This is a genomic window from Catenibacterium sp. CAG:290 (assembly GCF_000437715.1).
GTDB lineage: Bacteria > Bacillota_I > Bacilli_A > Erysipelotrichales > Coprobacillaceae > Catenibacterium > Catenibacterium mitsuoka_A.
In genome coordinates this window covers 7,894-28,694 of sequence record NZ_FR898771.1, presented here as the reverse complement: position 1 = coordinate 28,694, position 20,801 = coordinate 7,894, and the positions used below count along the sequence as shown (strand labels likewise).

Annotated in this window: 20 protein-coding genes and 1 other annotated feature; all 20 genes read left to right on the top strand. The window is 34.3% G+C overall.

Annotation, left to right across the window (positions count from 1 at the left end):
- The first annotated feature begins 66 nt into the window (after positions 1-66).
- Positions 67-759, top strand: coding sequence for a cell division ATP-binding protein FtsE (gene ftsE / locus QVO42_RS01470; protein WP_117459606.1), 693 nt, complete (start codon positions 67-69; stop codon positions 757-759).
- Positions 747-1,655 carry a permease-like cell division protein FtsX gene (gene ftsX / locus QVO42_RS01465; RefSeq protein WP_022424418.1) on the top strand — a complete coding sequence of 303 codons (909 nt, stop codon included), beginning with the start codon at positions 747-749 and terminating at the stop codon, positions 1,653-1,655. Before ftsE ends, ftsX begins: the two co-directional genes overlap by 13 nt.
- Before the next feature lie 48 nt (positions 1,656-1,703).
- Positions 1,704-2,102 (top strand): hypothetical protein, encoded by a 399-nt coding sequence (locus tag QVO42_RS01460; RefSeq protein ID WP_022424417.1) that lies wholly within the window; start codon positions 1,704-1,706, stop codon positions 2,100-2,102.
- Positions 2,103-2,176: 74 nt separating this feature from the next.
- Positions 2,177-3,703, top strand: a complete 1,527-nt coding sequence (gpmI, locus tag QVO42_RS01455) for a 2,3-bisphosphoglycerate-independent phosphoglycerate mutase (protein WP_022424416.1) — start codon at positions 2,177-2,179, stop codon at positions 3,701-3,703.
- A gap of 77 nt (positions 3,704-3,780) precedes the next feature.
- The gene (locus QVO42_RS01450; protein WP_022424415.1) at positions 3,781-4,284 is read left to right on the top strand and encodes a thioredoxin family protein; all 504 of its coding nucleotides are present in this window, start codon (positions 3,781-3,783) and stop codon (positions 4,282-4,284) included.
- 5 nt (positions 4,285-4,289) lie between these two features.
- On the top strand, positions 4,290-5,093 hold the full coding sequence (locus tag QVO42_RS01445; RefSeq protein ID WP_022424414.1) for a zinc ribbon domain-containing protein: 804 nt from the start codon (positions 4,290-4,292) through the stop codon (positions 5,091-5,093).
- Positions 5,094-5,228: 135 nt separating this feature from the next.
- Entirely contained in the window at positions 5,229-8,345 is a 3,117-nt protein-coding gene (locus QVO42_RS01440; RefSeq protein WP_288163536.1) for a SpaA isopeptide-forming pilin-related protein, read from the top strand.
- Between the two features lie 101 nt (positions 8,346-8,446).
- A complete protein-coding gene (locus QVO42_RS01435; RefSeq protein WP_022424412.1) occupies positions 8,447-9,223 on the top strand; it encodes a Cof-type HAD-IIB family hydrolase in 777 nt (258 codons plus the stop codon).
- A complete protein-coding gene (hisC, locus tag QVO42_RS01430) occupies positions 9,223-10,281 on the top strand; it encodes a histidinol-phosphate transaminase (protein WP_022424411.1) in 1,059 nt (352 codons plus the stop codon). The genes QVO42_RS01435 and hisC overlap by 1 nt, the downstream gene beginning before the upstream one ends.
- A 24-nt stretch (positions 10,282-10,305) precedes the next feature.
- On the top strand, positions 10,306-10,953 hold the full coding sequence (gene ppaX, locus QVO42_RS01425) for a pyrophosphatase PpaX (RefSeq protein ID WP_022424410.1): 648 nt from the start codon (positions 10,306-10,308) through the stop codon (positions 10,951-10,953).
- Between the two features lie 2 nt (positions 10,954-10,955).
- Entirely contained in the window at positions 10,956-11,867 is a 912-nt protein-coding gene (gene trxB / locus QVO42_RS01420; RefSeq protein WP_022424409.1) for a thioredoxin-disulfide reductase, read from the top strand.
- A 78-nt stretch (positions 11,868-11,945) separates the two neighbouring features.
- On the top strand, positions 11,946-12,794 hold the full coding sequence (rapZ, locus tag QVO42_RS01415) for an RNase adapter RapZ (RefSeq protein ID WP_022424408.1): 849 nt from the start codon (positions 11,946-11,948) through the stop codon (positions 12,792-12,794).
- A 15-nt stretch (positions 12,795-12,809) separates the two neighbouring features.
- Positions 12,810-13,754: a DNA-binding protein WhiA gene (whiA, locus tag QVO42_RS01410; RefSeq protein ID WP_022424407.1), complete on the top strand. Its 945-nt coding sequence runs from the start codon at positions 12,810-12,812 to the stop codon at positions 13,752-13,754.
- Positions 13,754-13,960 (top strand): helix-turn-helix domain-containing protein, encoded by a 207-nt coding sequence (locus tag QVO42_RS01405; protein ID WP_022424406.1) that lies wholly within the window; start codon positions 13,754-13,756, stop codon positions 13,958-13,960. The genes whiA and QVO42_RS01405 overlap by 1 nt, the downstream gene beginning before the upstream one ends.
- A gap of 128 nt (positions 13,961-14,088) precedes the next feature.
- Complete coding sequence (locus QVO42_RS01400; RefSeq protein ID WP_022424405.1) at positions 14,089-14,364, top strand: hypothetical protein; 276 nt, start codon at positions 14,089-14,091, stop codon at positions 14,362-14,364.
- Positions 14,365-15,603 (top strand): DUF5050 domain-containing protein, encoded by a 1,239-nt coding sequence (locus tag QVO42_RS01395; RefSeq protein ID WP_022424404.1) that lies wholly within the window; start codon positions 14,365-14,367, stop codon positions 15,601-15,603.
- Positions 15,604-15,681: 78 nt separating this feature from the next.
- A complete protein-coding gene (locus QVO42_RS01390) occupies positions 15,682-17,025 on the top strand; it encodes a UDP-N-acetylmuramoyl-tripeptide--D-alanyl-D-alanine ligase (RefSeq protein ID WP_022424403.1) in 1,344 nt (447 codons plus the stop codon).
- A 4-nt stretch (positions 17,026-17,029) separates the two neighbouring features.
- Entirely contained in the window at positions 17,030-18,058 is a 1,029-nt protein-coding gene (locus QVO42_RS01385) for a D-alanine--D-alanine ligase family protein (RefSeq protein ID WP_022424402.1), read from the top strand.
- Positions 18,059-18,334: 276 nt separating this feature from the next.
- Positions 18,335-18,588 (top strand) — a binding site (T-box leader).
- 53 nt (positions 18,589-18,641) lie between these two features.
- Positions 18,642-20,330 (top strand): 2-isopropylmalate synthase, encoded by a 1,689-nt coding sequence (gene leuA / locus QVO42_RS01380; RefSeq protein WP_022424401.1) that lies wholly within the window; start codon positions 18,642-18,644, stop codon positions 20,328-20,330.
- Positions 20,330-20,801: acetolactate synthase small subunit (gene ilvN, locus QVO42_RS01375; protein ID WP_288163528.1), on the top strand; the 472-nt coding region annotated here is incomplete at its 3' end. The genes leuA and ilvN, both read left to right, overlap by 1 nt.

Genomic DNA, 20,801 nt, shown 5'->3' with positions numbered 1-20,801 from the left:
TTAAGCATTACTTATTTTGAGTATGTGCTATAATGGGGAAACAAGGAGTGTGATGCTATGCAAGAAATGATTAAACTTGAAAACGTAACAAAAGTTTATAAAACTGGCGTACGTGCTGTAAATGATATGTCACTTACAATCGATGCTGGCGAATTTGTTTATGTCATTGGTCCAACTGGTGCTGGTAAATCTACATTTATCAAGCTTCTCTATCGTGAAGAAAAAGCAACAAGAGGTAAAGTTATTGTTGATGGAACCGATGTATCTCGTATTAAGAACTCTAAAGTCCCATATTTTAGACGCAGGATTGGAGTTGTATTCCAGAACTATCGTCTTCTACCAAAAAAGACAGTCTTTGAAAATGTCGCTTTTGCGCTAGAAGTAACTAATACACCAAAAACTGAAATCAGAAAAAAAGTTCGTAATGTACTAGAACTTGTGGGTCTAGAAGACAAAGCGAATTCGTTCCCACATGAATTATCAGGTGGGCAGCAGCAGCGTGTAGCGATTGCCCGTGCTATTGTTAATCAGCCTAAAGTATTAATTGCGGATGAACCAACAGGTAACCTAGATCCTGAAACATCTCAGGGAATCATTGAACTTCTAGAAAGAATCAATGATGTCCGTCAGACAACTGTACTTGTTGTCACACATGACCGTGAAATCGTTCAGAGAAATAAGAAGAGAACTATTCTTATTGAAGATGGTTGTGTCACAACAGATACAAGTTTAGGAGGTTATCAGTCATGGAATTCGTAGAAGAATTAAAGGCAATGCCTAAGCATTGTAAAACTGCTTTCCAGAATATCTGGAGAAACGGTGTAATGTCTATTTCATCTATCTTTGCAGTAACTATTACGTTAATATTGATTGGTGTTGTTTCAGTTATCGCAATCAATGTGAATCATATGACTGTGAATATTGAAAACAGCTTAAATATCTATGTTAAGGTTGATAGAGCAGCTACCGATGAACAAAGTAAAGCGGTAGGAGATGAAATCAATAAATTAACTGGTATTAAGAAAGTTAATTATTCAAGTAAAGATAAAGAATTAGACAAATTAATTGCATCTCAGGATAAGAACTCAAAACAGTTATTTGAAAACTATCGTAATGATAATCCTCTTGGTGATGCATATATTGTAGAAGTCAAGAATGCGAAGAATCTTGATAAGATTGCGAAGAAGATTGGTGATATTCCTTGTGTAAAAGAAGTGACTTATGGTGGCTCTTCTACAAATAAATTAGTGGATATCCTTGAATCTGTACGTAATGGTGGAGCCATCTTTGTAGTGGCATTAATCGTAGTCGCATTATTTATGATTGCGAATACTATAAAAATCACTATTACATCTCGATCAACAGAAATCTCAATCATGAGAATGGTCGGTGCTTCTAACTGGTATATCCGTATTCCATTTATGTTAGAAGGTATCTTTATTGGACTTATTGGTTCTATTGTGCCATTGTTGATATTAGTATATGGTTATAAATTTGCTTATGTGACAATGACATCAATGATGTCATCTAACTTGATCACATTTATGTCACCATATCCATTAGTATGGCAATTAGGTGCTCTGCTTGCACTACTTGGTGCTGTTGTAGGATTAATTGGTTCATTCTTCTCAGTACGTAAATTCTTGAAATTATAACTGCACATATGTGCAGTTTTTTTGTAGAATAATAGTGAGGTGATAATCATGAAGGAAAGAGAACTCAAAGAGAAATGTTATATGGAAGCGTTAGATGGTTCTATATCTAACGTTAAGGTTGTACTTAATCATATGAAAAAGATTGATTTACAGGAAGGAATACTTGAAGAAGCAGTACTTAATAAAGATCGTATGCGTACAATTCTTCATCTAGAACTTGCATTAGCTGATTATTGTATTCTTTTAAGAAAGATGAAAGAAAATCAGTTTATTAACTACTTACCTCAGATGAGTAAAGATATTAATGCGCTTATTCATTGTAATCGCTTTGAGTATCATGAACAGATGATTATCGTTTATTCACAAAGAGGAGAAGAGGATATTGATGTTGAACGTTTGATTTCCTTTGGTGAAGAGATCTTAGAAAGTTATGGGTTAAATATCTAATTTTTAAATCATGCTTATTGAATTTCAAAGTGGATAATGCTATTATCTTTGAAGTATACGGAGGATGAAAAGTTATGAAAAAAAGACCTATTGTTTTATGTATTATGGATGGTTATGGATTAACTGATAGAGTAGATGGTAACGCAGTAAAACTTGCTAATACACCTAATCTTGATGATTTAATGGCAATGTATCCAACTACAACTATTAAAGCTTGTGGTAACGCTGTTGGTTTACCTGAAGGACAGATGGGTAACTCAGAAGTTGGTCATATGAATATTGGTGCAGGACGTACTGTTTATCAGTCACTTACTTTAATCAATAAAGCAATTACTGAAGGTACTTTCTTCACAAATGAAAAATTTGTAGAAGCAGTAGAAAACGCTAAGAAGAATGATTCTAAGTTACATATCTGGGGATTATTATCTAGCGGAGGAGTTCACTCTTCAAATGAACATATCTATGCTTTATTAAAACTTGCTAAAGATGCTGGTTTAACTAAGGTTTATGTACATGCATTCCTAGATGGACGTGACGTAGCACCTGATTCAGCAGTAGACTTTGTTGGTGAACTTGCTGAAGAAATGAAGAAAATCGGTGTTGGTGAAATCGCATCTATTTCTGGACGTTATTATGCAATGGACCGTGATAAGAGATTTGACCGTATTAACTTAGCTTATGAAGCAATTGTTGATCATAAAGGAAACAGCTTCACTGATCCAGTACAGTTCGTAAAAGATTCTTATGCTGAAGAAGTATTTGATGAATTCGTAGTACCTGGTTATAACTCAGCAGTAGACGGTGCTGTAGAAGATAATGATTCAGTCATCTTCGCTAACTTCCGTCCAGATAGAGCAATCCAGATTGCTACTGTTATGACAAATCCTGATTTCTATGCAGATAAGGGATATACACCAGCAACTAAGAGAAATGGTATTTATTTCGTATCTATGATGAAATATGCTGATTCAGTAAATGGTCATGTAGCATTCGCTTTACCTGAATTAACTAACACATTTGGTGATTATGTATCAGCTCAGGGATTAAAGCAGTTAAGAATTGCTGAAACTGAAAAATATGCCCATGTAACATTCTTCTTTGATGGTGGAGAAGATAAGGAAATCGAAGGTGCTAAGCGTGACTTAATTAACTCACCTAAGGTTGCTACTTATGACTTACAGCCAGAAATGAGTGCTTACCTTGTAAAAGATAAGTTAATCGAAGAATTAGATTCTGGAGAATTCGATGTAGTCATCGTTAACTTCGCTAACTGCGACATGGTTGGTCATACAGGTGTTATTCCTGCAGCAATCAAAGCAGTTGAAGTTGTTGATGATTGTGTTGGTGAAGTATATGAAAAGGTTGCTGAACTTGGTGGTACTATGTTAATCACTGCTGACCATGGTAATGCTGAAAAACTTCTTGATGAAGAAGGTAACCCATTCACAGCACATACTACAAACGATGTACCATTAATCGTAACAAACTCTCACCTTGAATTAAAAGAAGGCGGAAAACTTGGAGACTTAGCTCCAACTATGTTACAGCTTCTAGGACTTGCTATCCCAGAAGAAATGGATGGTACAAGCCTTATTAAATAATTGAACTATTAAAGCGAGACGTCTTAGTTTCGCTTTTTTTGTATTTGTGTTAATATAGTCGAAAAGGAGAAATGAAAATGAAGAAATTACTCATTTTATGCCTTACTTTAATACTTTTAGGATGTAGTACATCTTCAGTTAAAAAAAAGAGTGTAAAAGGTATTAAAGAGATACAATATGCAGAATTAAAGAAACTCATGAAAGAAGATGTTTCTTTCATGCTCTATCTAGGTCGTCCTGATTGTGGAGACTGTCAGGCCTTTAAACCTATCCTTGAAGACTATCTTAATAAGCATCCTGCTGAAGGTGTTTATTACCTCAATATCAAAGCATATCGTGATGCATCACTTAAAGAAGATGCCACAAAAGAAGAAAAAGAGTTCTATAAGAATCTCTATAAAACATTTGATTTTAATTGGACACCCACATTAGAAGTCATCTCAAAGGGTTCTGTACAAAGTAAATATCAGTATCTTGATGAAGACTATTATGCAATTAAAGATCGTAGTCAACAAATCAAAAAGAAAAAAGAATTCATTAAAGAATTCAAAGTATTTATGAATCATTATTTTAAGGAGTAATAACTATGAAATGTCCACATTGTCATAAAGATATCAGACCCACAGATCACTTCTGTCCACATTGCGGTTATAATTTAAGAAGAAATCCACCTAGAAGTACGACTATTCTAGGTCGCATGATGAAAGGTTATTTAGTCATCATGTTACTGACTATTGCGCTTCCTATGGCTATTGTATTCTATAGTCAGTTCTTTACAGGAAAGTCAATTACATCTAATTTTCAGCAGTCAAAACTTTATGAGTTAGGTGAATTAAAGAAATCAGAAGGAGAAGAAGTCTATCACTTTGATTCTTCTAGCGCATTTAAGAAGAAATTTTCTAATGCTGAAACATTCATCAAACCTGCTCAGTCTTATAAGAAATCATTAGAAAAACAGTATGGTAAGACATTTACTGCTACTTACGATTATTCTGTTTATTCCAACAATGATCTCTATACAGCTATTACATGTAAGACATCTTTGAATGATGATACAACTCTTGTGATTAAACGTACTTATAATCGTTCAAAGACAGATTCTATCAAAACTACAATCACAAAAGATAACTGTAAAACATTCAAAGATCTTCTTCAGGAAGACAACAAAGAATTAATCACATCAGTGATTGATCAGCCTACATACAATAAGTTGATGAAAGCTTTCCACAATAAACAAGAAGAATTTGAAACAAATAAAAAATCCTTAGGCCATTATGGCTTAGGTGCTTATATCAATGATAGTCAAGTATCTCTTGTAGTTTACCCGGGAAATAAGTACCAATCACAATTTAAAGCACAAACAGAAGGAAACCATTCTCTTGCTCGTTAACGAGTATTCCTCAGGGAAGTATGCATAATGCATGCTTCCCTTTTTTTAACTCCAATTACAGTCATTGTACTGTTTTATATAGATTCTCTCATGGCATATATATGTCTTTTTTTATTTAGTGGAAAGGGAAACAAGATGAATATTGTAAGAAGAATAGGTGCTGTTCTATTATCATTGCTTATGATAGTAGGGATCACTACACAAAGTGTCAGTGCAGCATCCTATAAAATGGAATGGCATGGTAAATCTACTGCATATGGCAGTACTGTAGGTAATTTCACAATTGATGGAAGAAGAGCCTGGTGTATTGAACATAAGAAGACAACTCCATCGAATCAAACAATGTCCGGTGATTTTTATACAAGCACAGAACCTAAATATGCGAACATACGTAAGATTATGTATTATGGATGGTTTGGTTATCAGACATGGGATGGTATGAATGGATTAAATGATGATGAAAAGAATGTCATTATGTCCATGGCACTCTCTCATGCTTATTCTAATACAACACTTAAAAAAGGTAAGATTGCTGATTTCTATAATTATGCAACTTCTAAACCTGATCCTTTGAATCAGAATAATCTTTTATTTAGTAAGAATGAGTTAAGTACTTACTATGATCAAAATGCGAGAGTACAGAAATCAGAATCAGTCAGACTCAATGGTCCTAATGGATATCATATCACAATTAGTACTGGTACAAATAAAGCAAAGGTAGTCAATGAAACCAGAAACCAGTCAGGTGAAACAGTAGATATCTATGGTGGAGATACAATGCATTATGAAGCAGATGCGACTTATACAGGACCAGTCTATTCTGGTTATAAGTCAGGAGGTTTCACTTTTGCGCCATTAATTATTCATAATGGCAACGATAAATACCAGCATATTAGTACTTGGTATACACTTCCTCCAGAAGTGACTACATTTGCGAATGCACAGTTCCAGGCAGTGATTGGAAGATTAAAGCTTAGAAAGACAGATGTAGGTGGAAAACTATTAGATGGTGCCATATTCCATGTGACTGGTAATAACTTTGATCAGGATGTGACAGTCACTAATGGTGAAATAGTACTTGATAACTTATTAGTAGGTGAATATACCATTACTGAAAAGAATGCCCCTCATGGATATTTAATGAATACAGCGACATTCAGCACAACAGTTAAACCAGGAGAAACATCAGAAGTCACTATTACTGATGAAGCCCCTACAGGACAAATTCTTATAAAGAAATCTGATGCAGATGGAATTGTACAAGGTGAAGCGTCATTAGAAGGTGCTGAATATACAGTATATAACTCAGAAAATAAAGAAGTAGGTAAAATCATGACTGATAAGACAGGTCGTGGTCAATTAAATAATCTTGTATTAGGTATTTATACAGTAAAAGAAACAAAAGCACCTGTAGGTTATAACTTAGATCCTCAAACTTATACAGTAGAACTTACTTACAAGGATCAGACAACTTCCATTGTATGGAATCATGTTGAATCTCAAGATAAAGTAAAAGTAGGACAGATTGAAATACTAAAGACTGATACAAACAATCAGCCATTAAAGGGTGGAGAATTTGGTGTTTATGCGAATAATGATATGTATATCGGTCATACCCTTTATAAGAAAGGTCAGCTTGTAATGTCTATTAAGACAAATGATAAAGGTATCGCAAAATCCGGTGATTTACCATATGGTTCATATTATGTAAAAGAATTATCTGCACCAGATCAAGAAGATGGTAATAAAGAAAACTTTGTCTTATCTGATGAAACACAATATGTTAAGATCACTGGAGATAAGCTGTTCTCTATGACTTTTGTAGATACTACTGTTACTGCATCTAAGAGAGATATTGCAGGCACAGATGAAATCAAAGGTGCAAAGATGCAGGTCACAGATATGAATGGAAAGATTATTGATACATGGACTTCTACCAATAAGCCTCATTCAATCAAAGGATTAACTGAAGGACATAATTATATCTTAACTGAAATCACAGCACCTAATGGTTTTGTGAAAGCTGAATCTATCAAGTTTACTGTATCTAAAGAAAAGAAGAATCAAGCAGTTATAATGAAAGATAAACAGGTTAAGATTTCTAAGACAGATTTAACTGGTAAGAAGGAAGTAGTAGGTGCTCATCTAGAAGTAAGAGATGAATTGAATAAAGTTGTAGATTCATGGACTTCTAGTGAAGAAGCACATTATGTAAGTGGACTTGAAGAAGGAAAGAAATATACACTTATTGAAACAACAGCCCCAGATGGTTATATTAAGGCTGAATCTATCACATTCACTGTATCTAATGAGAAGAAGAATGAAGCATATGTAATGAAGGATGGACAGATCACTGTTTCAAAAACTACAATTACAGGTAAAGAAGAATTAGAAGGCGCACAACTAGAAGTAAGAGATGAATCAAATAATGTAGTAGATTCATGGACTTCTACTCATGTCCCTCATTATGTCAGTGGACTAAAAGAAGGGCAGACTTATACACTTATTGAAACAACAGCTCCTGATGGTTATGCGAAAGCGGAATCTATCACATTTACAGTGTCTAATGAGAACGAAACAGTAGTCATGAAGGATGCTGAAATTACTATTAATAAGGTAGATGAAGAAACAGAAGAACCTGTATTAGATGCCCAGTTCTCTGTATTTGACAAGGAAGGAAATCTCATTGATCAATGGATCACTGATGGTAAAGCCCATGCAGTGAGTCATCTAGAAGCAGGTAAAGAATATATTCTTAAGGAAACAAAGACACCTAGAGGATATCAAACAGTAACAGATACTACATTCACTGTTTCTGGGGAAGAAGATCTATCTTTAGAAATCAAAGAAAAGCCAATATTAGTGAATATCCAGGTGAATAAGGTGGATGCAAAGACAAAACAATTAATCAATGATAAAGACTTTGAATTCACACTTTACAAAGACCCTGATTGTATTTATAGTATGGCTGCTGCCTCATCAAAAGATGGTAGCGCAACATTTAAAGATTTAAGATATGGTACATACTATATCAAAGAAACAAAAGCACCATTTGGCTACCACTTATCTACAGAAGTCAAGAAGGTTGTCATTGATGAAAATGTGAAGGGTGATACATATACATTTGATTATGAGAATACACCAATAGAAATCATTCAAACAGGTGATCCAACAAATCTATTAATGATAATTGGTTTAGGTTTAGTCTCAATGATTTCTATTATTTTCATTCTTATTAAGAAAGAAAGCTAATATTTAGGACTGGAGAAATCTCTCTCCAGTCTTTTTCTATTAATATGACTTTTTTTTTTTGAGACTTTCCTATATAATGGGAAATTAAGGAGGGTGGAACTATGAAAATGGTATTTTGTGATATAGATGGAACTCTTTATCGTGATAATGAACAGATCTCGCCTTTAAACAAAGAAGCCTTAACACGTTTTCATGATGCAGGCGGTCAAGTTGTTTATTGTACAGGACGCCATATATTAGAAATGAATAAAATCCTTGAGCAGGATGGTTATCCTTTTGATTATCTTGTCTTAAACAATGGTGGGGCAATCCTTGATTCCAATAAAGAAACTCTCTATGAGAAACATATAGAACAATCAATTGGACTTAATATTCTACAATGGGGAGTAGATGCCAATATGTTTGTGCATATGTGTGATGGAAAGAATAGTTATGGTTGTTTTAATCATCAATCTTTTGCACATAGTGATATGGGAAATATACCTATTCCTGACGACTATATGACATTAATGAAGAAAAGTCCTTCATTTCAAATCATTAGCTTAAATCAGGAAGATAATCAGACTGATCAAATTAATATCATTAAGAAAAGAATTGAAGACAAATATGGTGATGATGTTGAATGTCATCCTAATCTTCATTTCCTAGATATTGTTCCTAACAACTGTTCTAAGGGGAGTGGTGTAACCTATCTCAAAGACAAAACAAATGCGATAACCTATACAATAGGTGATTCATGGAATGACCTTTCAATGATTGAAGCAGGAGATCATGGTTGTACATTTAATTATGCACATGATGATATTCAAGAAAAAGCAGATCATATTTATAGTTATGTCTATGAAATGATTGATGATATATTAGGGGGTAAAATATAATGAGCTGGAGAAACAATTTAAGAGATGTAGAACCTTATGTGGCTGGGGAACAGCCTAAGATGTCTAATCTTATCAAACTAAATACAAATGAAAATCCATATGAACCAGGAGAAAAAGTCAAAGAAGCAATTCAATCTTTTGATCCATTTAAACTAAGACTTTATCCTGATGCAGATGCATCAAAGCTTAAACATTTAATTGCAGAGTATCATGGATTAGAAGATAATCAGGTCTTTTTAGGTAACGGAAGTGATGAAGTTCTTGCCTTAACATTCTTAACATGCTTTAACGGACAGAATCCTATTCTTTTCCCAGATATTACTTATTCTTTCTATCCTGTTTATTGTGAATTGTTTAACATTGATTATAAGACAGTGGCACTTGATGATGCATTTAAGATTAAGAAAGAAGATTATTTTAATAAGAATGGTGGAATTATCTTCCCTAATCCAAATGCGCCAACAGGTGAACTTATGTCTGTAGATGATATCGAAGATATTATCAAACATAATCCTGAGAGTGTTGTTGTGATTGATGAAGCCTATATTGATTTTGGTGGAGAAACAGTCATACCACTCTTAAAGAAATATGATAACTTACTTGTGATTCATACATTCTCTAAATTCCGTTCACTTGCAGGTAGTAGACTTGGTGTAGCTTTAGGTAATAAAGAGCTTGTATCACATTTATATGATGTAAAGAATTCATTTAACTCATATCCAATTGATGCACTCGCTCAGGTGATTGGTGAAGCGTCTATTAAAGACAGTGAAGTGATTAAAGAACATGCGAAAAAGATTATCGCAACACGTGAACGTACTAAAAAAGCTCTTAAAGAAATGGGCTTTACTATGACTGACAGTTATTCTAATTTCATCTTTATTCATCATGATGATTATGATGCAGAATATATCTTTAAAGAGTTAAGAAAGAAACATATTATTGTAAGATATTTCAATGCCCCACGTATTAATCAATACTTACGTGTCACTATTGGAAATGATGAAGAAATGGATGCATTCCTAGAAGCTGTCAAAGAAATTATTCAAGCATCTTAAACACATAAGGAAACAATTAATGATATGATAAATACAGATAACGTACTTCTATTTGATCTAGATGGAACAGTACTTAATACCGATGAATTGATCTTCCAATCATTCAGATATACTTTTAAAAAGCTTCTTCCTGATTACACATTATCAGAAGAAGAGCTTCTCTCATTCTTAGGACCACCTCTAAGAGATTCATTTGCACGTTTCTTTTCAGGTGATCAGGTAGATGAAGCAGTACAAATCTATCGTGCTTATAATCATGAGAAGCATAATGATTATGTTACTCTATACCCTCATGAAACAGAAGTATTAAAAAAACTTCATGAGAAAGGAATAAGAATGGCTATTGTGACTACAAAATTTAAGGATGCAGCTGTATATGGATTAAAGTGTGCACACTTGGATCAGTATTTTGAAGTAGTCATTGGAAGTGATGAAGTCACACATGGGAAACCTCATCCAGAAGCAGTATTAACTGCAATGAAGAAGATGAATGTGAATAAAGGTTATATGATTGGTGATAATGTGACTGATATTCAAGCAGGTAAGAATGCTGGTATTAAGACTATAGGAGTCACCTGGTCTTTAAAAGGCGCAGAGGGACTTCTTGGTGAACATCCAGATTATATGATGGAGTCATATGATGACTTATATGATTATCTAGAAAGGATGTAAATATGAAAGATATTATAATTATTGGTGGTGGGCCAGCAGGACTCACTGCTGCACTCTATGCAAGTCGTGCAGGCGCTGATGTAACTATTATTGAATCAGGTGCACCAGGTGGTAAATTGAACTTAACAGCTCACATCGAGAACTATCCAGGAATAAAAGAAATGATGGGTCCTCAGCTTGCATATGATATGTATGAACAGGCTCTTAACTTCGGTGCCCAGTTAAAGATGACAGAAGTGAAATCTATTGTAGATGAAGGTGACTATAAGAAGGTTATTACTTCTAAAGAAGAACTAGAAGCTCGCGTAGTGATCATTGCGACAGGAACTAAAGAAAGAAAAATGGGACTACACTTAGAAGATGAAATGACAGGTAAAGGTATTTCTTATTGTGCTGTTTGTGATGGTCCATTCTTTAGAGGAAAAGAAGTTGCTGTCATTGGTGGAGGCAATAGTGCGATTGAAGAATCAATCTATCTTGCTGGTATTACAGAAAAGGTTCATATTATTATGAGACGTGATGTTTTCCGTGCAGATGATTATCTAGTGAAGAAAGCACTGAATAATGAAAAGATTGAATTCCACTTCAAAAAGAAGCCACATGCCTTAATTGTAGAAGATGATACATTAAAAGGCTTAGAGCTAGAAGATAGTGTTACAAAAGAACTAGAAAATCTTTACGTACAGGGTATTTTCCCATTTATTGGTTTAGATCCTGTTACTGATTTTGTGAAGGATTTAGGCATCACAAATGAACAGGGTTATATTGATGTTGATGAACATATGGAAACAAAAATTCCTGGAATATTTGCGATTGGTGATGTCAGAACAAAGACATTAAGACAGGTTGTCACAGCTGCAAATGATGGTGCAATTGCTGGACAATATGCTGCTAAGCTTGTTGAAGAGAACTAATGATAGTTCTCTTTTTGAATGCTTTATACCCTTATGATTGTATGTTATAATAGATGAGGTTGAGGAGGATATAAGTCTATGAAGAATGTAGAAGTTGTATTAGTTACTGGTATGTCAGGTGCAGGTAAATCTACTGCCATGGCTATATTTGAAAATATGGGATATTATTGCATCGATAACTATCCAGTTGCACTACTTGAACAGTTTGGAGATTATTTATTAGATGAAACTTTAGGTGGTAAGATTGCGATGGGAATCTATCTAGGAGATGCACTTCAGGCAATTCGTGAATTAACGAATATGGATTGGATCAATTTGACTGTTGTATTCTTAGATTGTGAAAATATGGAAATCTTAAAGCGTTATAAGCAGACAAGACGTTCTCATCCAATGATGATCATGAATAAAGCCAATACACTTTATGACTCTATTGAATTAGAACGCCAGGAATATGAACAGATTAAGACACAGGCTGATTTAATCATTGATACAACTCTATTAAAGCGTACAGCTTTACAAGATAGACTAGAAGCATCTTTCTATCATGAAACAGGAGAAGTATTCCGTGTTTCTTTTGTATCATTTGGATATAAGTTTGGTATTCCTAAGGATGCTGATTTACTTCTTGATGTAAGATTCCTACCAAACCCTTTCTATATTCCTGAACTTAGAAATAAGACAGGAAATGACAAGGAAGTCTATGACTATGTTATGGAAAAACCTGAAACTCAGGAATTTATTAAAAGGACTTTGTCTTACTATGATTATTTATTGAAAGAATATGAAAAAGAAGGAAAAATGCAATTGATTGTCGGTATTGGCTGTACAGGTGGCCAGCACCGTTCTGTCACATTAACTAATTTCCTTGCAGACCATTATAAGAAATATTATAAAGTATATAAGTGGCATCGTGATGCTGACCACTAGAGGATGTGAAAAGAAATGTTGTCGTTTTCAAGAAAAGTAAAGGAAGAGATCGTATTTAACGAGTTTGATCATGACTGTTCAAAAGCGATTCTTTGTGCGTTATTAAAAACCAATGGAACACTGATGTTAGGACAGGGACTCTCTCTCCTAATCCGTACAGAAAACGCAAAAATAGCGTCAAAGATGCATAAACTTCTTAAAGAACTTTATGCACCTTCAATTGAATTTAAAGTAAAAAAGATGATGAAGCTTAAGAAGAATAATGTTTATCTTCTTAAGGTTTCAAAGGCAAGAGAAATACTAGAAGATCTTCATTTATTAGAAGGTCTAGGATTTACGATGTTACCTTCTGATGAGATTCTATATGATGATCGTACAAGAAGAGCTTATCTTGCAGGTATATTTCTTGCAAGTGGATCTGTCAATAACCCCGATACATCTAATTATCATTTAGAGATGAGTGTACAGGATGAACCTCTTGCCCAATATATTGAAGCTATGTTGAATAGCTATGGCTTAAATGCACATGTGATCAAGAGACGTAATCGTTATGTAATCTATATGAAATCTGCAGAAAGAATAGGAGACTTCTTACGTGCTATAGGTGCTTCTACTTCTGTCATGGAATTTGAAACAACACGTATTGACCGTTCTATGGCTAATACCGTCAATAGATGGAACAATTGCGATATTGCGAATGAAATGAAGGCTATGACAGCGAGTGCAAAACAGATTGAAGATATTGCCTATGTGATTGATAAAGCAGGCATAGAGATTCTAGATTCTAAGACTGCGGATGTAGCACAGATTCGTTTAGAAAACCCAGAACTTACACTTAATGAACTAGCAGATGTGTATTTTAATAAGACAGGTCAGACAATTTCTAAATCTGGTCTTCACCATCGTTTCAAGAAGATCAAAGAAGAAGCTGCACGTCTTCGTCAGATGGAGGAAGAATAATGACTGTCACAGAAAGATTTGGAATGCGTATTAAGGAATTAAGAATGCAGCAGGGAATCTCTCAAGAAGAACTAGGATTTAGATGTCATCTTTCTAAGAATTATATTTCTGATGTAGAAAGAGGTACTAGAAATGTGAGTCTTAAAGCCATTGATCAATTTGCGAGAGGCTTAGGCATTACTCTTAAAGACCTTTTTAACTATTAATATGTGAAATTTTAGAAGATGTCTAAGGCATCTTCTATTTTTTGCTTGAAATTGGTATAATTTCTGTGAGTTCATCATTTGTTTACAATAGAAACATATAATGACGACACTTAAAGGAGAAAAAATATATGGATGCACTAATCTATTTTATAATTATATTTCTAGTTTTATCTGTATTCTTAAACATTATTGCTTATGCATGGCCTTTCTTATTGATCATGTTTATTGTTTATGAAATCTGGAAATATTTTAAATTAAAGAAAATCAGAAAACAGTATGAAGATGCACAATCACAATATTCATCTCAATATCAATCTCAGTCTTCATCACGTAATGATAATCCTGATATCATTGATGTAGAATATAAGGTTGTAGATGAAGAAAAGACTGGAGATGACAACTAAATGATTTGTCCTACATGTCATAAAGAAATCCCAGAAGGGTCACATTTTTGTCCCTATTGTGGTACACCACTAGATGATCAATGTCCTCATTGTGGTCATCAGAACATTCCTCATGCGAAGTTCTGTTCTTATTGTGGAAAACCATTAGGACCTGCTTCAACATCACGTCGACCTCAAGGGTCTTTTATTCCTACATCACGTATTTATCAAGAAGAAGAAAAAACATATGAACCGGAAAAGGTATCACGTAAGATTAACTGGAAAGTAGTTATTATATCAGTACTTGTCTTAATACTTGCGACTACCGGTGCACAGTATTATTTGAATCATTCTGATAATATTAAATGGGCAGATGGTAATTCGAGTACTTCAGAAATAACAGAAACAATGTCTTCTGTCTTTAGTCTTAAGAAAACAACAGATACTGAACAATATTCTAATTTATCTAATGATGGATCGGTGGCAGCCAATGATCACTATATTTTTATGTCTAATAGGGATAACCAGCTCGTTAAATTAGATAAAGATATGAATGTCGTAAAGACATATGATGTTAAGTATGCGACTTATTTAAATCTTGTCGGAGAAAAGCTTTATTATACAGATAAAGATCATCATATCTGTGTTCTTGATACAAAGACAGAAAAGACTGAAACATTACAGGATGTTTCTGCATTCTATATGACTTATCATGATAATAAGCTCTATTATCAGAATGATGGTGATAAAGAAAGTCTTTATGCTTATGATATTTCTAGTAAAGCTTCTACAAAGCTTTTAGATCAGCATATCTATAATATGAGCTTTGATGGAGATATCATCTATTTAACTGGTAAGAGTTCTATTATTTCTTATAATATGACTACTCAAGCCACAGATACTATTTATAATGAACAGGTTTTTGGTTCAGTTTATAAGGATGGTTATCTCTATTTCGTTACAACTAAAATGGGAATTGGTAGAGTGAATGTGAAAACAAAGGCATCACAGATTATATTGAACGATATTGCTTATTCAATGTTTACAATGAGCGATAAAGCAATCTATTATGTTGGCAGCGATGCAAAGATGTATCGTCTAGATTTTGAAAACAAAGAACCAACTGCAATATACCAATTCCAGTCACATCGTTTTGGTGGTATGCAGATTGTGAATGATCATTTATTTGTGAAAGACTATCAGGATTGGAAAGTTGTAAACACTTCTAATACAAAGTATGCAGTGATATTTGAGAATTAGGCATTGATTTACTTCAGTGCCTTTTTTTGTATCAAAGATTTATGCTATAATGGGTGGGTAAAAAATGGAGATGATTATATGTTAATAAGCGAAATTATTGAGGCAACAAACGGAAAACTCTTAAATGGTCACTTAGATGACCAGGTGAATGGCTTTACACAGGATACACGTGTTATTCAGCCAGGAAACCTATATATCCCTCTAGTAGGTATTAAAGATGGGCATGACTATATCCCACAGGCTTTTGAAAATGGTGCAACAGCCACTTTGACAAGTCATCCTATAGAAGATGATGTACATAATGTGATTCTAGTAGAAGATACAATGAAGGCATTAGGTGATTTAGCACGTTATGTACGTGTTCATTCAAATGCAAAGGTTGTAGGAATCACTGGTTCAGCAGGGAAAACAAGTACTAAAGATATGATTGCGAGTGTTATTTCCCAGCAATATACAACATTAAAAACACAGGGTAACTACAACAATAATATTGGTTTACCTTTAACTATTCTTCGTTATAATGGTGAAGAAGTCATGGTTATTGAAATGGGTATGAACCATTTAGAAGAAATCGATTATTTAACTAAGATTGCATTACCTGATATTGCAGCAATCACAAATATTGGTACAGCACATATTGGTGAACTTGGTTCAAGAGAAAATATCTTACAAGCTAAGATGGAAATTGTACATGGTATGAACCATGGTACTTTAGTAGTCAATAACGACAATGATTTACTATCTACAGTCCATCCTGAAGGAATCTCTTTAAAAACAATTGGTATTGAAAGTGAAGCAGACTTAAAAGCCACTGATATTATCTTGAATGAAGATATGTCATCATTTAGAGTAAAAGTAGATGGGCAGGATTATGATGTAAGAGTCTATGTACCAGGTGTTCATTTTATCTTCAATGCATTGATTGCGATTCAGGTTGGTTTATTATTAGATATTCCAATGGAAAAATGTATTAAGGGTATTGAAACATTTGAACTCACTAAGAATAGAAATGATATCTTAACACTTGAACGTCATATCCGTGTGGTTGATGGTACATATAATGCGAATCTTGATTCTATGAAATCAAGTATTGATGTATTATCAGGCTATGCAGGTCGTAAAATTGCAGTATTAGGGGATATGTTAGAGCTTGGTGATTATGAAGAAACACTTCATCGTGCTGTAGGTGCACATTTACTTAAAAAGAATATTGATTTAGTCTTGACTGTAGGACCTGCTGCGCGTTATATTTCTGACGAAGTAAATAAAGCAAAACCAGGCCTTGCTTATCATTTTGATGATAATGCCTCTTTAAGTGCTTATTTACAGGAATGTCTAGAAGAAAATGATGTTGTTCTAGTCAAGGCTTCTAATGGTATGCATTTAAAAGAAGTCATTAATGATTTAAAGGAGAAGAATTAATAAGATGAAGTTATTATTAGTATGTGGTGGACAGTCTACAGAACATGCTGTTAGCCGTATGTCATGTGTGAATATCTATAAAAATTGTGATAAGAGTAAATATGATATTAAAGTTGCAGGTATTACAAAAGAAGGAGAATGGTATGATTTAGTTTCTACTGATTTCTCTAGTGATAACTGGTTAGAAGGTGCTACAAAGATCAATGATCATTTCACTTTCTTAAAATCATTTGATGTTGTATTCCCAGTATTACATGGACAGTTTGGTGAAGATGGTACTATCCAGGGCTTATTAGAAATGGCTCAGGTGCCATATGTTGGATGCCGTGTGATGGCATCTTGTACTGCAATGGATAAGATCTATGCCAAGAAACTATTTGATCAGGCTAATATTCCTCAGGTGCCTTCTCTATATGTCAAGAAGAGATATGATGATAAATTAGTTGTAGTAGATAATGAAGGTAGAGAAAGCTTTAATGTAGAAATGGAAATCTATACACACTTAGGATTCCCTTGCTTTGTAAAGGCTAGCCGTTCTGGCTCAAGTGTAGGCTGTTATAAGGTTAATACTTTAACTGATTTACTACCAAAACTTCATGAAGCAGCATCTTATGACCGTCATGTTGTTGTAGAAAAAGCTATTAATGCGACAGAATTAGAATGTGCTGTCATTGGTAATGATGATATCAGTGCATCACGTGTAGGACAGATTTTACCTCATGGTGAATTCTATACATATGAATCTAAATATGAAGATGAACAGAGTGCAACATGCATTCCTGCAAGAGTAGATCAGTCTATCCAGGATTATATCAGACAGGCTGCTGTTAAAGCATTTAAGGCAGTAGATGGTACAGGTCTAGCTAGATGTGACTTCTTCTATGATAACGATACAGGAAACGTTTATTTAAACGAAATCAATACTATGCCTGGCTTTACTAATATCTCTATGTATCCTCAATTAATGAAAGATGCAGGACTAGATACACCAGCTCTTATTGATGAATTAATCAAGCTTGCATTACAGAGATAAGATGTCGAAAGACATCTTTTTTTATAGTTTGAATAGATAAATAATTATTAATGTAATAAATATTTTGCGAAGTAAATATAAAAATGTTTGTAATTAAAAACAATGGAAATAATATTGAATATTACAATAAAATTCATATAACTCATTACAAGAAACCGCTTATAAAACTGATAATCCGATAAATAATTAATATAATTAGGAAAATAAGGAAAAAAGTGAAAAAGTTTGTTGACATGTTTATGCGAGAAGTATATGATAAACACAACAACCCAAAAGAAAACGACTTTGATAGGAACTAGTAGGGGAATGATGAAAGCGCAGAGAGGTTCTGGCTGGTGTAAAGAACTGTTTGATCATCTTTGAACTCATCCTTGAGTGGAGCACTGAATTAAGTAGGCTGCTACGGCATTTGCGACCGTTATCTCGCTAGAGTATGTACTTTATATATAAAGCGTACTCGATAAGGTTGATATTGTGAGATATCAATAAATTGAGGTGGAACCACGAAGAATTATTCTCTCGTCCTCTTACGCTAGTAAGGACGAGGGCTTTTTTTATAGGTTGGAAAGGAGAATAAACAATTATGATGAATTACCAAAAGTACAAGAGATTTGAAACGGTGAGCTTGAAAGACCGCACATGGCCAGATAAGACAATTGAAAAAGCACCTATTTGGTGTTCAGTAGATTTACGTGATGGTAACCAGGCATTAGTCACACCAATGAATATTCAAGAAAAGGTGAAGATGTTCAAGTTATTAGTAGAACTTGGATTCAAGGAAATTGAAGTAGGATTCCCTTCAGCTTCACAGATTGAATATGATTTCTTAAGATTATTGATTGAAGAAAATCTCATTCCTGATGATGTCACTGTGCAGGTATTAACTCAGTGTCGTGAACACTTAATCAAGAGAACATTTGAAGCCCTTGATGGATTAGATCGTGCTATTGTGCATATTTATAATTCAACAAGTATCCTTCAAAGAGATGTTGTCTTCAACAAAGATAAAGATGAAATTAAGAAGATTGCGACAGATGGCTGTGCTCTTGTAAAGAAGTTATGTGATAACTTTAAAGGTCAAGTCATTCTTGAATATTCACCTGAAAGCTTTACTGGTACAGAAATGGATTATGCAGTAGAAGTAGTCGATGCAGTCTTAGATGTATGGGGTGCTTCTAAGGATAATAAAGTGATTGTGAATCTTCCATCAACTGTAGAAATGGATACACCAAATGTCTTTGCAGATCAGGTTGAATATGTATGTAGAAACCTAAAATATCGTGATAGAGCTATTATCTCAGTTCATCCACATAATGATAGAGGATGTGGTGTTGCTGCAACAGAACTTGCATTAATGGCAGGGGCTGATCGAGTAGAAGGTACACTATTTGGAAATGGTGAAAGAACAGGTAACGTGGATATCGTCACTGTTGCATTAAATATGTATACACATGGTGTCAATCCAGAACTTGACTTCACACAGATGAATGACATCAAGCGTACTTATGAAGAATGTACAAAGATGGAAGTTGATCCTCGTTCTCCATATGCTGGTCAGTTAGTCTTCACAGCATTCTCTGGAAGCCATCAAGATGCGATTAATAAAGGTATGCATAAATATCATGAAAGACATCAGAAACAATGGGAAGTGCCTTACTTACCAATTGACCCAGCTGATTTAAATAGACAATATGAGCCAATCGTTCGAATCAACTCTCAATCAGGTAAAGGTGGTGTGGCCTTCGTTATGGATACAGTCTTTGGTTATCATTTACCTAAACCATTACAGGGTGACTTCGCAAAGATTGTACAGAATATCTCTGAAGCAGAAGGCGAAGTATCACCAGAAAGAATCTATGATACATTCAGAAATGAATATATTGAAAATGAAGAACCATTCCAGTTCATTTATCAGAAACTAACAGATATCTCAGAAGATGCAGAAAACGAATATGAAAGAAAAGTCGAATTAACAATTCGTGATCATGGTGAAGAACGTACAATTATTGGTTATGGTAATGGTCCAATTGATGCAGTTAAGAATGCCTTCAATGATAATGGATACCATTATATTCACTTATTAGATTATAGTGAGCATGCATTAACATCTGGTTCAAGTGCTAAGGCTGCTGCTTATGTACAGCTTAGAGCAAAAGGCACTTCTATTATTGAATGGGGTGTAGGTGTTCATCCAAATATTACAACTGCAACTATTAAGGCAATTATTTCAGCAATGAATAGAATACATAAGGATATGAGGGAGGCCGCTTAATGGAAAGACTTGTCCTGTCTATTCTAGTTGATAATTCAGCTGGCGTATTAAGCCGTGTGGCTGGATTATTCTCTAGAAGAGGCTACAACATTGATTCATTGACCGTTGGTGAAACAAACGATCCAACAGTCTCACGTATGACAGTATCTGCAAGAGGAGAACCAGCCACTCTTGCACAGATTAAAAAGCAGTTAAGAAAGCTGGAAGATGTAATTGAAATATTTCCGTTAGATGATGACCATTCAGTCTATCGTGAATTGGTGCTTATTAAGGTAGAAGCAGACCACTCACAAAGACCTGATATTGTGTCAATAGTCAATATATTTAGAGCGCAGATTGTCGATGTTGCGCCAAATTCACTCGTTGTGGAAGTCACTGGTGATCAAAATAAGATCCATGGTATTCTCACAATGTTAGATACGTTCAATATCACCGAAATCGTCCGTACTGGTATTGCTGGCATCGGAAGAG

Bases quoted from the DNA above. Each gene is read 5' to 3' on its own strand.
- ppaX (WP_022424410.1), top strand. From the start codon at position 10,306: ATGATAAATACAGATAACGTACTTCTATTTGATCTAGATGGAACAGTA.
- whiA (WP_022424407.1), top strand. From the start codon at position 12,810: ATGTTGTCGTTTTCAAGAAAAGTAAAGGAAGAGATCGTATTTAACGAG.
- QVO42_RS01390 (WP_022424403.1), top strand. From the start codon at position 15,682: ATGTTAATAAGCGAAATTATTGAGGCAACAAACGGAAAACTCTTAAAT.
- rapZ (WP_022424408.1), top strand. From the start codon at position 11,946: ATGAAGAATGTAGAAGTTGTATTAGTTACTGGTATGTCAGGTGCAGGT.
- ftsE (WP_117459606.1), top strand. From the start codon at position 67: ATGATTAAACTTGAAAACGTAACAAAAGTTTATAAAACTGGCGTACGT.
- hisC (WP_022424411.1), top strand. From the start codon at position 9,223: ATGAGCTGGAGAAACAATTTAAGAGATGTAGAACCTTATGTGGCTGGG.
- QVO42_RS01450 (WP_022424415.1), top strand. From the start codon at position 3,781: ATGAAGAAATTACTCATTTTATGCCTTACTTTAATACTTTTAGGATGT.
- QVO42_RS01405 (WP_022424406.1), top strand. From the start codon at position 13,754: ATGACTGTCACAGAAAGATTTGGAATGCGTATTAAGGAATTAAGAATG.
- QVO42_RS01385 (WP_022424402.1), top strand. From the start codon at position 17,030: ATGAAGTTATTATTAGTATGTGGTGGACAGTCTACAGAACATGCTGTT.
- ftsX (WP_022424418.1), top strand. From the start codon at position 747: ATGGAATTCGTAGAAGAATTAAAGGCAATGCCTAAGCATTGTAAAACT.
- QVO42_RS01440 (WP_288163536.1), top strand. From the start codon at position 5,229: ATGAATATTGTAAGAAGAATAGGTGCTGTTCTATTATCATTGCTTATG.
- QVO42_RS01460 (WP_022424417.1), top strand. From the start codon at position 1,704: ATGAAGGAAAGAGAACTCAAAGAGAAATGTTATATGGAAGCGTTAGAT.
- QVO42_RS01400 (WP_022424405.1), top strand. From the start codon at position 14,089: ATGGATGCACTAATCTATTTTATAATTATATTTCTAGTTTTATCTGTA.
- QVO42_RS01395 (WP_022424404.1), top strand. From the start codon at position 14,365: ATGATTTGTCCTACATGTCATAAAGAAATCCCAGAAGGGTCACATTTT.
- trxB (WP_022424409.1), top strand. From the start codon at position 10,956: ATGAAAGATATTATAATTATTGGTGGTGGGCCAGCAGGACTCACTGCT.
- QVO42_RS01435 (WP_022424412.1), top strand. From the start codon at position 8,447: ATGAAAATGGTATTTTGTGATATAGATGGAACTCTTTATCGTGATAAT.
- leuA (WP_022424401.1), top strand. From the start codon at position 18,642: ATGATGAATTACCAAAAGTACAAGAGATTTGAAACGGTGAGCTTGAAA.
- QVO42_RS01445 (WP_022424414.1), top strand. From the start codon at position 4,290: ATGAAATGTCCACATTGTCATAAAGATATCAGACCCACAGATCACTTC.
- gpmI (WP_022424416.1), top strand. From the start codon at position 2,177: ATGAAAAAAAGACCTATTGTTTTATGTATTATGGATGGTTATGGATTA.